Source organism: Micromonospora sp. NPDC049004 (genome assembly GCF_040649315.1).
In the GTDB taxonomy this organism is placed as follows: Bacteria; Actinomycetota; Actinomycetes; order Mycobacteriales; family Micromonosporaceae; genus Micromonospora.
Window position 1 is genome coordinate 14,906 of record NZ_JBEZFG010000007.1, and the last position, 14,899, is coordinate 29,804.

Sequence of the window (14,899 nt, forward strand, 5' to 3'; positions counted from 1 at the left end):
ATGACCGCAGCCATCGCCGCCGCAGCCCTCGTGCTGGGCACTCCGGTGATCGCCGCGGCTCAACCACCCGCCAGCGCCACCAAGGCCACCAACGCCACCACGGGCGCCGCCCCGCGCGCCGCGTCCACGACCACAGTCACCCTGCTCACCGGAGACCGGGTCACCGTCACCGACTCCGGGTCCGCCTCCGTACGCCCCGGTCCGGGGCGTACGCACCAGCGGTTCATCACCACCCGTGACCGTGGCCACCTCACGGTGCTGCCGCAGGACGCCCTGCCCCTGGTTCGCGCCGGCCGGGTCGACAGGCGGTTGTTCGACGTGACCGGGCTGATCGACGCCGGCTACGACGACGCCCGCCGCAACGCTCTGCCGGTGCTGGTCACCGGCGACGCGGGCGCCCGGAAACGCTCCGCGGCACCGGCCGGGCTGACCGTCACGGCGGAGTTGCCGGCCATCGGCGGGTTCGCCGCGACCGCCGACAAGCAGCAGGCCACCACGCTCTGGGCGGCGCTCACCGGCGTCGGTGCCCGGGTCGGCACGGCGGGGGGCGCCGACCGGATCTGGCTCGACGGTCGTCGTCAGGTCACCCTCGACCACAGCGTGCCGCAGATCGGCGCCCCGGCCGCGTACGAGGCCGGCTTCACCGGTCGGGGCGTCCGCGTGGCGGTGCTGGACACCGGGATCGACGCCAGCCACCCCGACCTGAGCGGTCGGATCGCCGAGGCGCGGAACTTCACCGAGGCCACCGACACCGACGACACCGTCGGCCACGGCACGCACGTCGCCTCGATCATCGCGGGTAGTGGCGCCGCCTCCGGTGGCAAGTACCACGGTGTCGCTCCGGACGCCACGCTGCTCAACGGCAAGGTCTGCGAGGAGGGCGGCTGCATGGAGTCGGCGATCCTGGCCGGCATGCAGTGGGCGGCCGCCGACCAGCACGCCGATGTGATCAACATGAGCCTGGGCGGCACCGACACACCGGACGTCGACCCGTTGGAGGCGGCCGTCGAGTCGCTGACCGCGCAGACCGGCACGCTCTTCGTCCTCTCCGCCGGCAACGACGGCACGGACGGCTCGATCGGCTCGCCGGGCAGCGCCGACGCGGCGCTCACCGTCGGCGCGGTAGACCGCGACGACGCCCTCGCGGACTTCTCCAGCCGTGGCCCAAGGGTGGGCGACGGCGGGCTGAAGCCGGACCTGACCGCCCCCGGGGTCGACATCGTCGCCGCCCGTGCCAAGGGCGCGCAGATCGGCGAGCCGGTGGGGGAGGGATACCTCGCGCTCTCCGGCACCTCGATGGCCGCGCCGCACGTCACCGGCGCGGTGGCGCTGCTCGCCCAGCAGCACACGGGTTGGGCGGCGGCCCAGCTCAAGGCGACCCTGATGGCCTCGGCCAAGCCGCACCCGGAGCAGACCGCCTTCCAGCAGGGCGCCGGCCGGGTCGACGTGGCCCATGCGATCACCGAGCGGGTGACCAGCACCCCGGTCAGCGTTTCGTTCGGTCAGCCGGCCTGGCCGCACAATGACGACACCCCGGTCGCCCGGCAGGTCGACTGGCACAACGACGGTCCGGCCCCCCTCACCCTCGACCTGACCCTGGAGGTGACCGGCCCGGACGGCCAACCGGCTCCGGCCGGCATGTTCTCCCTCGGGGCGGGCCAGGTCACCGTGCCCGCTGGCGGCACGGCGGGCACCACTGTCACAGTGGACACCCGCATCGGGACGGACGGCTACTGGACCGGCCGCATCATGGCCCGCTCCGGCGCCGCCGTGGCGGTCACCCCGATAGCGGTGAACCGGGAGGTGGAGAGCTACCAGCTCACCGTCCGGCACCTCGACGCCAGCGGTGCGGCAGCCGGCGACCACGTCACAACGCTGATCGACCTGGACACCCTCGGCAGTCGCAACCTGTACGACCCGGACGGCACCGTCGAGGTCCGCGTGCCGAAGGGTCGCTACGCGCTGGCCAGCATCGTCTTCGGAGACGACGTCGCTGCCCAACTGGTCCAGCCGGAGCTGGTGTTCGACGGGGACACCACAGTCACCGTCGACGCCCGCAAGGCACGGCCGGTGCGGACGACCATCCCGGAGCGGACGGCAGTCCCGGATCTGGTGGACATCGGCGCGAACTTCATCGGCGCGGACGACAGCTCCTACGGCTTCGGTCTGCTCGGGTTGGACTTCACCGGGCTGGCCACCGGGCACCTCGGCCGGGTGGTCTCCGGCGCACGGTTCTTCGGCACGGTGAGCAGCCAGTGGCGCAAGCCGGAGGTGGCCAGCAGCCCCTACCTGTACGCGCTCAGCGAGAAGATCCCCGGGAGGATGCCGACTGGTTTCGACAAGACCTACCGCGCTCGGGACCTGGCCACGGTCACCCACGAGTTCCGGGGTGGCTACCCCGGCATGCTCTCCGAGCGGGTGGTCTTCCCGCACCTCGAACCGGACCTGGGTGGCTGGGCTACGGTCCTGCCCACCGCCGTGCCCGGGCAACGCGTCGAGCACTACAACACCAACGGTCTGCGCTGGTCCTCCGAGCTGACGTTCGGTGTACCCACCGACGAGGGGTGGCTCGACACCAAGGCGGTGCTGGAGGCCGAACCGAAGGCGTACCGGGCCGGCCGGCACGTCCGGGAGACCTGGAACAGCGCGCCGTACGGGCCGTCCTTCCCCGCGCCGCGCTGGCCGGGCCAGGGCGTCACCCGCCTCGGTGACGAGATCCTGGTGAGCCTTCCGCTGCACAGCGACGCCGACGGCCACGCCGGCGGGTCGATCACGGACGCCGGCCGGACCGCCCTCTACCGCGACGGCGTCCTGGTCGACGAGCTGACCGAGCCGGGTTACGGCCAGTTCACGGTGCCGCCCGGCGTAGCGAACTATCGGCTGGAGGTGTCGGCGAAGCGCAGCTTCACCGACCTGAGCACCGAGGTCGGGGCGACGTGGACGTTCCGGTCCGGGCACGTGCCCGGCGACGACTACCGACCACTGCAGGTGTCGGCGATCCGGTTCGCGCCTCCGCTGGACGGGAACAACGCCGCAGCGGCCGGTCGGAGTCTGGTCATCCCGGTGCAGGTGCAGCCGCAGCCCGGTGTCCCCGGATCGCGCGTGACCGGGCTGCGGGTGGACGTCTCCTACGACGGCGGGCGTACCTGGCAACCCGCCCGGGTCCGGCACGGCGGCCACGGCTGGACGGCCACCGTCCGGCATCGGGCGGCACCCGGCCACGTGTCCCTGCGGGCCACCGCCCGGGACGCCGCCGGCAACACGGTGACCGAACGGATCATCCAGGCGTACCGGTTGCGCTGAGGCGTACCCCCGCGGGGTCCGCGGCGCAGCGCCGCGGACCCGGCGGGGACGTCAGTCGTTGGCGTGCAGGGCGGCGTTCAGTTCGATGCCCCGGCCGGTGCGCGGGCGGGCCTCCAGCGCGCCGGTCACCGAGTTGCGCCAGAACAGCAGGCCGTCGACGCCGGACAGGTCGCGGGCCTTGACCACGCGACCGTCCGGGAGGGTGATCTTCGACGCGGCGGTGATGTAGCAGCCGGCCTCGACCACGCAGTCGTCGCCGAGCGAGATGCCGACACCGGCGTTCGCGCCGATCAGGCTCCGCTCGCCGATGCTCACCTTCTCGGTGCCGCCACCGGAGAGCGTGCCCATGATCGAGGCGCCGCCGCCGATGTCGGAGCCGTCGCCGACCAGCACGCCCTGCACGATCCGCCCCTCGACCATCGAGGTGCCGACGGTGCCGGCGTTGTAGTTGACGAAGCCCTCGTGCATCACTGTGGTGCCGGCGGCCAGGTGCGCGCCCAGGCGGACCCGGTCGGCGTCGGCGATCCGCACACCGGAGGGCACCACGTAGTCGGTCATCCGGGGGAACTTGTCCACCCCGTACACCGCCAGGTGCCGGCCGGCGGCCCGCTCGATCACCCGCAGCTCGTCCACCCGCTCCGGCGGGCACGGCCCGGCGGACGTCCAGGCCACGTTGGCGAGCTTGCCGAAGATGCCGTCGAGGTTGAGCTGGTTGGGCCGCACCAGGCGGTGCGACAGCAGGTGCAACCGGAGGTACGCGTCGGACGCGTCCTTGATCGGGTCGTCCAGCGAGCCGATCACGGTGACCACCTGCTCGGTACGCAGACCGGGCAGCGCCCGGTCGCCCAGCGCGCCCGGCGGCAGGTCCAGCACGTCCGACTCGCCCTCGCCGGCTACCAGCGGCAGCTCACCCAGGCCCAGCTTCCCGGTCGGATACCAGGTGTCGAGCACCTGCCCGTCGGCGGTGACGGTGGCCAAGCCGATGCCCCAGGCGGAATCTGCGGACGTCACTGTTACACCTCTCGGTCGCGGCCAGGCCGGCCTCGGCTCGCTCCTCGCACTGACAGACCTGAAGGTACCGTGCGAACCATGGAGAACCCGCTGACCCCCGAGGTCCTCGCCGATCCGGTGCAGCTGACCCGCGTACTGGTCGACATAGAGTCCGTGTCCCTCAACGAGAAGGCCATCGCCGACTTCGTCGAGGAGGTGCTGCGGGGCGTACCGCACCTGTCCACGCACCGGCACGGCAACACCGTGATGGCGCGCACCGACCTCGGCCGGTCGCAGCGCGTCGTGCTCGCCGGTCACCTGGACACGGTGCCGTTGAACAACAACTTCCCGTCGACAATGCGCGGCGACCTGATGTACGGCTGCGGAACCTCCGACATGAAGTCCGGCGTCGCGTACGCCCTGCACCTGGCCGTGACGCTGCCCAACCCGCGCTACGACGTGACGTACTTCTTCTACGAGGCCGAGGAGATCGAGTCGCGCTACAACGGGCTCAACCTCGTCGCGCAGGCGTTCCCGGAGTGGCTGGAAGCGGACTTCGCGGTGCTGCTGGAGCCGACGTACGGCATCGTCGAGGCGGGCTGCCAGGGCACCATGCGGTCGGTGGTCACCACGACCGGCGTACGCGCCCACTCGGCGCGCTCCTGGCACGGCGTGAACGCGATCCACGCGGCCGGGGAGGTGCTGCGTCGTCTCCAGACGTACGAGGCACGCCGGGTCACCATCGACGGCTGCGACTACCGCGAGGGCATGAACGCGGTACGGATCAACGGTGGTGTGGCCGGCAACGTGGTCCCGGACCACTGCGAGATCGAGGTCAACTACCGGTTCGCTCCGGACCGCACCCCCGCTGAGGCGGAGGCGCACCTGCGTGAGGTGTTCGACGGCTTCGAGGTGCGGGTGACCGACACCGCGGCGGGTGCCGCCCCGGGGCTGGAGGCGGCCCCGGCGAAGGAGTTCCTGGCGGCGGTCGGCGCCGCGCCGATCGGCAAGCTGGGCTGGACGGATGTGGCCCGGTTCGCGGCGATGGGGATCCCCGCGCTGAACTTCGGCCCGGGCGACCCGAACCTCGCCCACCACCCCGACGAGCACGTCGAGATCAGCAAGATCCGGGACGGCGCGGCGACGCTGCACCGCTGGCTCGCCCCGGCCTGACCTGGTCGGGCCCATTGCGGGCTGGCCGGTCGGCAGTGTTTCCGGCGATCAAGAGGTTCGCGTCAGCCGGGCCCGTTGTCGGCGGCGCGAACCTCTTGATCGGCTCCGGATCCGGAGGCGGCGGGCGACAGGGCGGGGTCGAGGTCACGGGCGCGGCGGCGCTCGGCCACCACGTCGTGGATCCGTCGCTGCATCTGTCGACGGATCCGGATCATCTCGCTGTTGCTGATCACGCTGTCTCCTCCCCCGAAGGCGCGCGCCCGGGCATACCCGGTATGTGAATAGTAAGACGTACGGGGAAGCCAAATAGTTGCCCATGATCGCGAACTATTTCTCGGCGTCCCCGCCCCGCACACCCGGCGTGTGCGGCTCCACTACGGTTGCCTCATGAGCCAGAACAACGGGCGGGAGGCCGGCCGCGGCCCGGGGCAGGAGCGGCACCGGGGCGCCGTCACGCTGCGCCGGGGGGCGATCCCGAGCAGCACCGCCGACCAGCGGCTGCTGGACTCGCGCGGGCGCGGGGACTGGAAGACCAGGGACGCCTGGCGGGCGCTGCGCATCCTCTCCGAGTTCGTCGAGGGCTTCGACACCCTCGCCGACCTGCCGCCGGCGGTCAGCGTCTTCGGCTCGGCCCGCAGCGGCCCGGACACGGCCGAGTGCCGGCTCGCCGAGGAGATGGGTGGCGCGCTCGCGCGGGCCGGTTACGCGGTCATCACCGGGGGTGGCCCGGGAGTGATGGAGGCCGCCAACCGGGGCGCCACCGAGGCCGGCGGGCTCTCCGTCGGGCTCGGCATCGAGCTGCCGTTCGAGCAGGGCATCAACGACTGGGTCGACCTGGCCATCGACTTCCGCTACTTCTTCGCCCGCAAGACCATGTTCGTCAAGTACGCGCAGGCGTTCGTGGTGCTGCCCGGTGGCTTCGGCACCATGGACGAGCTGTTCGAGGCGCTCACCCTCGTGCAGACCGGCAAGGTCACCCGGTTCCCGGTCGTGCTGATGGGCGTCGCCTACTGGCAGGGACTGCTGGACTGGCTGCGCGACACCATGGCCGCCAGCGGCAAGATCGGCCCGGTCGACCTGGACCTGATCTGCCTCACCGACGACGTCAACGCGGCCGTCCGCCACATCGTCGAGGCCGAGGCGGCGCTCTCCGTCGAGCAGGAGGCGGTCCGCGACGAGGCAGTGGCGCGTACCGGCGCCGACCAGCAGGCCGCCGCCGAGCAGGCCCCCGACCGGCCCCGGGAGAGCTGATGGCGGCCGTCTGCGTCTTCTGCGCCTCGTCCCGCACCCTCGACCGACGCTGGCTCGACCTCGCCACCGAGACCGGCGCGGAGCTGGCCCGGCGCGGTCACACGTTGGTCAGCGGCGGCGGTTGCGTCGGCATGATGGGCGCGGTGGTCGACGGCGCGCGGGCCGCCGGCGGGCGCACCGTGGGCGTCATCCCGCAGGCGCTCGTCGATCTGGAGGTCGCCGACCTGGCCTCGGACGAGCTGCTGGTCACCGACTCGATGGCCAGCCGCAAGACCCTGATGATCGACAGGTCGGACGCGTTCCTCGCCCTGCCGGGCGGGCTGGGCACGCTGGACGAGCTGTTCGAGGTCTGGACCACCGCCACCCTCGCCCTGCACACCAAGCCGATGGTGCTGATCGACGCGGACGGCTTCTACCGGCCGCTGCTGGACTGGCTGGCCACCATCACCGACCAGAATTTCCTCAAACCCGCCGGGCGCAATCTGCTGACCGTGGTCGCCACGGTCCCCGAAGCGGTCAAAGCTCTGGAGTCCCACCTACCCTGACTCCGGGTCCCACCCGGTCGGTCATGAGAGGTGGCGGCAGGGCCGTCGGCGTGTCGTGCCGCCACCTCCCATGACCAGCGCGGCTGGGGTGGGTTGGTGTCGTAGGGGGGTGATGGGATTTGGTGATGCAGGCGTACCGGTTGGTGCGGCGGTCCGAGGGGCCGGCGCGAGGGGACGGGGCCGCGCCGGACGGCGGCGTCGCTGTGCCGAGTGGCGACGGTGCCGTCGCCGATGCGGTCGAGGCCGCCGGCACACCCGGGCCGGCGAGCCTCCGCTGGCGTGTCGATCCCGTCCAGCAGGAGGTCGTCGCGCACACCGACGGGCCGATGCTGGTGCTCGGCGGTCCCGGCACCGGCAAGACCAGCACCCTCGTCGAGTCGGTCGCCGCCCGGGTCGCCGAGGGGGTCGATCCCGAACGGATCCTCGTGCTGACCTTCGGTCGCCGCGGCGCCACCGCGCTGCGCCAACGCATCGAGGCCCGGGTCGCGCAGGACGGCTACCGGGTGCTGCGCGAGCCGCTGGTGCGCACCTTCCCGGCGTACGCCTTCGGTCTGCTGCGCCGGGCCGCCGCCGAACGCGGCGAGCCGTCGCCCCGGCTGCTCACCGGCCCCGAGCAGGATCTGATCATCCGCGAGCTGCTGGACGTGGTGGGCGAGGAGCCCGAGGACGACCCGGTCGGTTGGCCGGACGACCTGCGCCCGGCACTGCGGACCCGGGCCTTCGCCGGCCAGTTGCGCGACCTGCTCATGCGCGCCGCCGAGCGCGGGGTCGGCCCGGCCGACCTGGCCCGGCTGGGCGAGAAGCTCGGCCGCGCCGACTGGCCGGCCGCCGCCCGCTTCCTGCGGGAGTACGTCTCGGTGCTCGCGCTGCGCGACGTCAGCAACCGGGGCTCGATCGCGTACGACCCGGCCGAGCTGGTCCGGGCCGCCACCGGTCTGCTGCGCGACGACGAGGAGCTGCTGGCCGCCGAGCGCCGCCGCCTCGCCCACGTGTACGTCGACGAACTGGCCGACACCGATCCCGCCCAGCTCGAACTGCTCTCGGTCATCGCCGGCGGGGGCAAGTCGCTCGTCGCGTTCGCCGACCCCGACTCCTCCACGTACGCCTTCCGTGGTGCGGACCCGGCCGGGGTGACCACGTTCGGGCACCGTTTCCGGACGGCCTCCGGCGCACCGGCCGCACAGGTGCTGCTGAGCACGTCGTACCGGGCCGGCCCGGTCCTGCTTTCCGCGATGGCCCAGCTGGGTCGCCGGCTGCGCGGTCCGATGGCGCACCGCCGGCTGCGCCCACTGCCGGACGCCCCGGCCGGTGTGGTCGAGGTGCACACGTTCCGGTCGGCGACCAGCGAGGCCGCCTGGCTGGCCCACGCGCTGCGCGCCGCGCACCTGCTCGACGGCGTCCCGTGGTCGCGGATGGCGGTCCTGGTGCGGTCCACGGCGTTGCAGTTGCCCAGCCTGCAACGCGCGCTGCACGGCGCCGGCGTGCCGACCGTGGTGCACGGCGAGGACCTGCCCCTGCACCTGCAACCAGCGGTGGCCCCGCTGCTGCTCCTGCTGCGCTGCGCACTGGAACCGGCCCGGCTCGACGAGGAGGCGGCCGTCGCGCTGCTGCACTCGCCGCTGGGCGGCGCGGATCCGCTCGCCGAACGGCGACTGCGTCAGGGCCTGCGCGCCCTGGCGCTGGCCGGGGGTGACCGCCGCCCGTCCGGGGAGCTGATCGTCGAGGCGCTGCGCGACCCGACGGACCTGGCCGGCATCGACCGGCGGTGGGCGGAGCCGGCGCAGGCGGTGGCCGGGCTGCTCGCCACCGCCCGGGACGCCGCGGCCCAACCCGGCGCGACCGCCGAGACCGTGCTGTGGGAGGTCTGGGACGCCAGTGGGCTGGCGGAACGCTGGGCCGGCGCGATCGCCCAGGGACGGCCGGCGGCCGGGGAGGGCGACCTGGCCCGACGCCGGCGAGCCGAGGCCGCCGACCGGGACCTGGACGCCGTGCTGGTGCTCTTCGACGCGGCGGCCCGCTTCACCGACCGGCTGCCCGGCGCGCGTACCGAGGTCTTCCTCGACCACGTGCTCGCCCAGGACCTGCCGGCGGACACCATCGCGCCGACCGCCGACCGGGGCGCTGCCGTACGACTGCTCACCGCGCACGCCGCGAAGGGCCTGGAGTGGGACCTGGTCGCGATCGCCGGGGTGCAGGAGGGCATCTGGCCGGACCTGCGCCTGCGCGGCAGCCTGCTCGGGTCCGAACGGCTGGTCGACGTGCTGGCCGGCCGGTCCGTCGGCGGGGCCCGGGCGGCGAACGTGGTGGGCCAGACCTCGGCTCTGCTGGACGAGGAGCGCCGGCTCTTCCACGTCGCCATCAGCCGTGCCCGCCACCGCCTGCTGGTCAGCGCCGTGGCGTCGGCGGCGGTCGGCGGCGACGACCACGAGGAGCAGCCCAGCCGATTCCTGCACGAACTGGGCCCAAGCACGCCGCCGGGCACGCCCGGCCCGCCGACCGCGCCGCCGGGCACACCCGGCCCGCGCACCGGCCCGCCGAGCGGTGGCCCGAGCGCCGGCGCACCTGACGACACCCCGTCCGCCGACGGCGCGACCGGTGGCGGCGCGACTGGTGGCGGCGCGACCGGTGGCGGCACTGGTGGCGGCGCGACTGGCGGCGGCACTGGTGACGGCGCGGCAGGTGGCGGCGTGGTCGGTAACGGCGGACCGGCTCGGGTGGCAGCGCCGGCGGCCGGCAACGACGCCGCCGATGGCGCGGATGACGACGAGCCGGACCAGCCCGGCGCGCTGCCGGTCACCCGGCCGCCGCGGGCGCTCACCCTGCCGGCGCTGGTCGCCGAACTGCGTACCGCCATCACCGACCCGGCCGCACCGGCGGCCCGGCGGCGCGCGGCGGCGGCCGAGCTGGCGCGGCTCGCCGCCGCAGGGGTTCCCGGCGCGCACCCCGACGACTGGTGGGGGTTGCGCGGCCTCTCCGACGACCGGCCGCTGGTCGACGAGGGGGCGCCGGTGCGGGTCACGCCGTCGGCGATGGAGAGCGCGCTGCGGTGCAGCCTGCGCTGGCTGCTGGAACGGCACGGGGGCAGCGGCCCGACCAGCACCGCGCAGGGCGTGGGCAACCTGGTGCACGCCGCCGCGATGCTCGCCGAGGACGCCAGCGCCGACCGGGGCGCGCTGCTCGACTACGTGGCCGCCCGGTTCGACGCGATCGAGCTGGCGGCCCGGTGGATGGCCGGCCCGGAGCGGGAGCGCGCCGAGGCGATGGTCGACAAGCTGCTGCGCTGGCTGGCCACCAACCCGCGCCGGCTGCTCGCCATCGAACACGAGTTCGCGGTCCGCCTGGACGATCCGCAGCGACCGGTGGACCTGACCGGGCGGGTCGACCGGCTGGAGGTCGACGACGCCGGCCGGCTGGTGGTGATCGACCTCAAGACCGGCAAGTCGACGGCGGTGACCGGCTCCGAACTGGCCGAGCATCCGCAACTCGGCGCGTACCAGGCGGCGGTGGAGGCGGGTGCGTTCGCCGAGTTCGGCGACGAGTCCGGCGGCGCGGCGCTGGTGCAGCTCGGCACGTCCGCGAAGGACGCCCGGGAGCAGAATCAGCCGGCGGCCGGCGAAGGGCCCGCGGCCGGCTGGGCGACCGCGCTGGTCCGGCGGACCGCCGATACGATGGCAGCCGCCACGTTCGCCGCGGTGGCCAACTCGAAGTGCCGGGTCTGCCCGGTGCGCACCAGCTGCCCGGTCTCCGGGCAGGGGCGCCAGGTGGTCGAGCCGCCGACCGTCCGACGTCCGGAGAATCCATGACCCAGCCCACCCTGTTCGGCGCGGGCCCCGCGCCGGCGCCCCGGCTGGCGGACTCCGGGCCCCGGTACACCCCGGTGGAGCTGGCCAAACTGCTGCGGCTGCCGGCGCCCACCCGGGAACAGGCCGCGATCATCGCCGCTCCGGTGGAGCCGCTGCTGGTGGTGGCGGGGGCCGGGTCCGGCAAGACCGAGACGATGGCCGCGCGGGTGGTCTGGTTGGTGGCCAACTCGTACGTGCGCCCCGAGCAGATCCTCGGACTGACGTTCACCCGCAAGGCTGCCGGCGAACTGGCCCACCGGGTCCGCACCCGGCTCGACCAGCTGATCCGCCGGCTCGGCCGGCAGGGCTGCGACCCGCTGGACGACCCGCTCGCGGGTGAGCCCACCGTCTCCACCTACCACTCGTACGCCGGGCGGATCGTCACCGAGCACGGTCTGCGGGCCGGCTACGAGCCGTCCACCCGGCTGCTCACCGAGGCGTCCCGGTGGCAGTTGGTGGACCTGCTGGTGCGCAACTACGACGGCGACATGTCCGAGGTGGACCGGATGCCGAGCACCATCACCGACGCGGTGCTGGCGCTCGCCGGTGAGCTGGACGAGCACCTGGTCGCGCCGGACCAGCTGGCCGCCTGGACCGGCCGGTTCTTCGCCGAGGTGCAGTCGCGGCCGGGCCGGGTGTACGCCGACGTGCGCAAGGCGCTCGCCCTGCAACAGACCCGGCTGCGCCTGCTGCCGCTGGTGCGGGCGTACGCGCGGCGCAAGGAGGACTTCGAGGCGATGGACTTCGCCGACCAGCTCGCCCGGGCGGCGCGGGTGGCCCGGGATCACCCGGGGGTCGGCGAGATCGAGCGGGACCGCTTCCGAGTGGTGCTGCTCGACGAGTACCAGGACACGAGCCACGCGCAGGTGGTGCTGCTCAACGCGCTGTTCGGTGGCGGGCATCCGGTGACGGCGGTGGGTGACCCGTGCCAGTCCATCTACGGCTGGCGGGGCGCCAGCGCGGGCACCCTGGACCGGTTCCCCACCGAGTTCGCCCGCGCTGACGGTGAGCCGGCCCCGGCGCTCGGGCTCACCACCAGCTGGCGTAACCGGCCGGAGATCCTCCGGGTGGCGAACGCCCTGTCCACGCCGTTGCGCGCGGCCGGTGCCCGGGTGCCGGAGCTGCGCTCGGCGCTGACCGTCCGCGACCCGATCCCGCACCGCAGCCCCGGCGGCGCGGCCGGTGGCACTGTGCACTGCGCGCTGCTGCCCACGTACGCCGACGAGGCGGCGTGGATCGCCGACAGTGTGCTCGCCGCCTGGCGCGGCGCGGCCCGGATGCCCGGCGCGGCGCCGGAGCACATCCCGGTGGCGCAGCGCCCGACGACAGCGGTGCTGGTCCGGGTCCGCAGCCAGATCCCGGCGATCGAGTCGGCGTTGCGCGAGCGCGGCCTGCCGGTGGAGGTGGTGGGCCTCGGCGGTCTGCTGGACACTCCCGAGGTCCGCGACGTGGTGTGCACGCTGCGCGTGCTTGCCGACCCGACCGACGGGGCCGCGCTGCTGCGGCTGCTCACCGGCGCCCGCTGGCGGATCGGGCCGCGTGACCTGGTGGCGCTGCACCGGCGGGCCCGGGCCATCGCCAACGCCCGACGGCAGGTGGCCGCCGACGACACCTCGGACATCACCCCCGACCTGCTGGACGAGGCGACCCTGGTGGAGGCGTTGGCCGACCTCGGCCCGGCGCAGGCGTACTCGGCGGAGGGGTTCGCGCGGCTGCGGGCGTACGGCATGGAGTTGGCGCTGTTGCGCTACCGCCTGGACCAGGCCCTGCCGGATCTGATCGCGGACATCGAGCGGACCATCGGCCTGGACGTGGAGGTCGCGGTGCGTGCCGGCCGCGACGGCGCTGGCGACGCCGGCCTGGCCCGGGGGCACCTGGACGCCCTCGGCGACGTGGCGGCCCGTTTCAGCGGAGAGACGCCCGGCGCGACGCTGTCCGGCTTCCTGTCCTACCTGGCCGCCGCCGAGGACGAGGAGCGCGGTCTCGCCCCGGGCGAGGTCGAGGTCGTGGAGGGCGCGGTGCAGGTGGTCACCGCGCACGCCGCCAAGGGTCTGGAGTGGGACGTGGTGGCGGTGGCCGGGCTGTGCCGTGGGTCGTGGCCCGGGCCGGTGCGCAACTCCGACCACTGGCTGGGCGGGCTCGGCGTGCTGCCGTTCCCGCTGCGCGGCGACGCCGACGGGTTGCCGGAGCTGGCGCTCGACGACGCCGCCGACCAGCGGGCGGTGGCCCGGGCGGTGGCCGACTTCACCGACGCCTGGCGGGCCCACGACGAGCGGGAGGAGCGCCGGCTGACGTACGTGGCGGTCACTCGCCCGCGCCGGCTGTTGCTGTGCTCCGGCTACTGGTGGGGGGAGGGCACGAAGCGGCCGCGGGGTCCGTCGGTCTTCCTTCGCGAGGTGTACGACGCCTGCCTGGACGGCGGCTCGGGGCACCTGGTCGACGCGTGGGCGCCGGAGCCCACCCCGGACGCCACGAACCCGACGGCCGAGGTGGTGCTGCGCGCGGAGTGGCCGGCCGACCCGCTGGGTGGTCGCCGGCCGGCGTTGGCCGAGGCGGCCGGGCTGGTGCGCCGCCTGATGACGGACGGTCCGGCGTCGGTGGCTGTCGGGCCGGTGGGACCGGTGGTCGCCACGCCGATCGGTCCGGCGGCCGATCCGGAGCCCGATCCGGAGGTGGCGCGCTGGCGGCGTGAGGCGGATCTGCTGCTGGCCGAGCGGGCCGAGCTGACCAGGCTGTCCGGCGCGGTCGAGGTGGCCCTGCCCGGGCAGTTGAGCGTCACCCAGCTGGTGGCGTTGCGGCGTGACCCGGCCGGGCTGGCCCGTACGCTGCGCCGTCCGGTGCCGACCGAGCCGAACCCGTACGCCCGTCGCGGCACCGCGTTCCATGCCTGGTTGGAGCAGCGCTTCGGTGCCGACCGTCTGCTCGACCTGGACGAGCTGCCCGGTGCGGCCGACGCGGACGCCGCGCCGGACGAGGCGCTTGTCGAGTTGCAGGAGCGGTTCCTGGCCAGCGAGTGGGCCGACCGGTCACCGGTGGAGGTGGAGGTGCCGTTCGCCACGGTCATCGCCGGAGTGGTGGTGCGGGGGCGGATGGACGCGGTCTTCGCCCGGCCGGGTGGGCGGTTCGACGTGGTCGACTGGAAGACCGGCGCGCAGCCGACCGGGCCGGCGGCGGAGGTGGCCGCCGTGCAGTTGGCCGTGTACCGGTTGGCCTGGGCGGAGCTGGCTGGCGTGCCGGTCGACCGGGTGGGCGCGGCCTTCCACTACGTCCGCCACGGCACGACCGTTCGGCCCGCCGACCTGCTGGATGTGACCGGGCTCACGGCCATGATCAGCCAGTTGCCCGAAGATTCCGCCCAAGATTGACCGCTCGCGGGAAAACCATGATACGTTGACCGGGTTGCAGTTTTGGTTACCAGAGACTCTGTGTGCGCCTGGCGGGATTGTGGCCCCAGGCGCTCTTTGTTGTGTCCGGAGTTCTCCGGGCGGGGCGACCAGAAGCGACAGGCGATTCGCGCATCCCCGCGCGGAGCGCTCCTCTTCGGGCACGCAACAAGTGCGAGTCCGACGTTCCGTCAAGGAGACGAAACACATGGCTATTGGCACCGTGAAGTGGTTCAACGCTGACAAGGGCTTCGGCTTCATCACCCCGGACGGCGGCGGCGCTGACGTCTTCGCCCACTTCTCGGCGATCCAGTCCTCCGGCTACCGGAGCCTGGACGAGAACCAGCGGGTCGAGTTCGAGGTGACCCAGGGCCAGAAGGGCCCGCAGGCGGAGAACATCCGCCCGCTCTGA

Annotated in this window: 9 protein-coding genes; 7 read left to right on the forward strand and 2 right to left on the reverse strand. The window is 73.9% G+C overall.

Annotated features, from left to right (window positions below):
• Complete coding sequence (locus tag AB0B97_RS21180; protein ID WP_357495759.1) at positions 1–3,303, forward strand: S8 family serine peptidase; 3,303 nt, start codon at positions 1–3, stop codon at positions 3,301–3,303.
• A gap of 51 nt (positions 3,304–3,354) precedes the next feature.
• Here the strand turns inward: AB0B97_RS21180 and dapD are convergent, their stop codons facing one another.
• A complete protein-coding gene (gene dapD, locus AB0B97_RS21185; protein WP_357495761.1) occupies positions 3,355–4,314 on the reverse strand; it encodes a 2,3,4,5-tetrahydropyridine-2,6-dicarboxylate N-succinyltransferase in 960 nt (319 codons plus the stop codon).
• Between the two features lie 78 nt (positions 4,315–4,392).
• Between dapD and dapE the strand changes: the two genes are divergently transcribed.
• Complete coding sequence (gene dapE / locus AB0B97_RS21190) at positions 4,393–5,466, forward strand: succinyl-diaminopimelate desuccinylase (protein ID WP_234583811.1); 1,074 nt, start codon at positions 4,393–4,395, stop codon at positions 5,464–5,466.
• Positions 5,467–5,528: 62 nt separating this feature from the next.
• Here the strand turns inward: dapE and AB0B97_RS21195 are convergent, their stop codons facing one another.
• On the reverse strand, positions 5,529–5,699 hold the full coding sequence (locus tag AB0B97_RS21195) for a hypothetical protein (RefSeq protein WP_357495763.1): 171 nt from the start codon (positions 5,697–5,699) through the stop codon (positions 5,529–5,531).
• A gap of 154 nt (positions 5,700–5,853) precedes the next feature.
• On the opposite strand from AB0B97_RS21195, the gene AB0B97_RS21200 reads away from it, so the two are divergent.
• The 5 genes from AB0B97_RS21200 (at position 5,854) to AB0B97_RS21220 (ending at position 14,899) form a co-directional block, all read left to right on the forward strand.
• On the forward strand, positions 5,854–6,717 hold the full coding sequence (locus AB0B97_RS21200) for a TIGR00730 family Rossman fold protein (RefSeq protein WP_357495765.1): 864 nt from the start codon (positions 5,854–5,856) through the stop codon (positions 6,715–6,717).
• Positions 6,717–7,262 carry a TIGR00730 family Rossman fold protein gene (locus AB0B97_RS21205; protein ID WP_357495767.1) on the forward strand — a complete coding sequence of 182 codons (546 nt, stop codon included), beginning with the start codon at positions 6,717–6,719 and terminating at the stop codon, positions 7,260–7,262. The genes AB0B97_RS21200 and AB0B97_RS21205 overlap by 1 nt, the downstream gene beginning before the upstream one ends.
• Positions 7,263–7,387: 125 nt before the next feature.
• On the forward strand, positions 7,388–11,065 hold the full coding sequence (locus AB0B97_RS21210; RefSeq protein ID WP_357495769.1) for an ATP-dependent DNA helicase: 3,678 nt from the start codon (positions 7,388–7,390) through the stop codon (positions 11,063–11,065).
• Positions 11,062–14,469 carry an ATP-dependent DNA helicase gene (locus tag AB0B97_RS21215; protein WP_357495771.1) on the forward strand — a complete coding sequence of 1,136 codons (3,408 nt, stop codon included), beginning with the start codon at positions 11,062–11,064 and terminating at the stop codon, positions 14,467–14,469. Before AB0B97_RS21210 ends, AB0B97_RS21215 begins: the two co-directional genes overlap by 4 nt.
• A 226-nt stretch (positions 14,470–14,695) precedes the next feature.
• A complete protein-coding gene (locus AB0B97_RS21220; protein ID WP_007464836.1) occupies positions 14,696–14,899 on the forward strand; it encodes a cold-shock protein in 204 nt (67 codons plus the stop codon).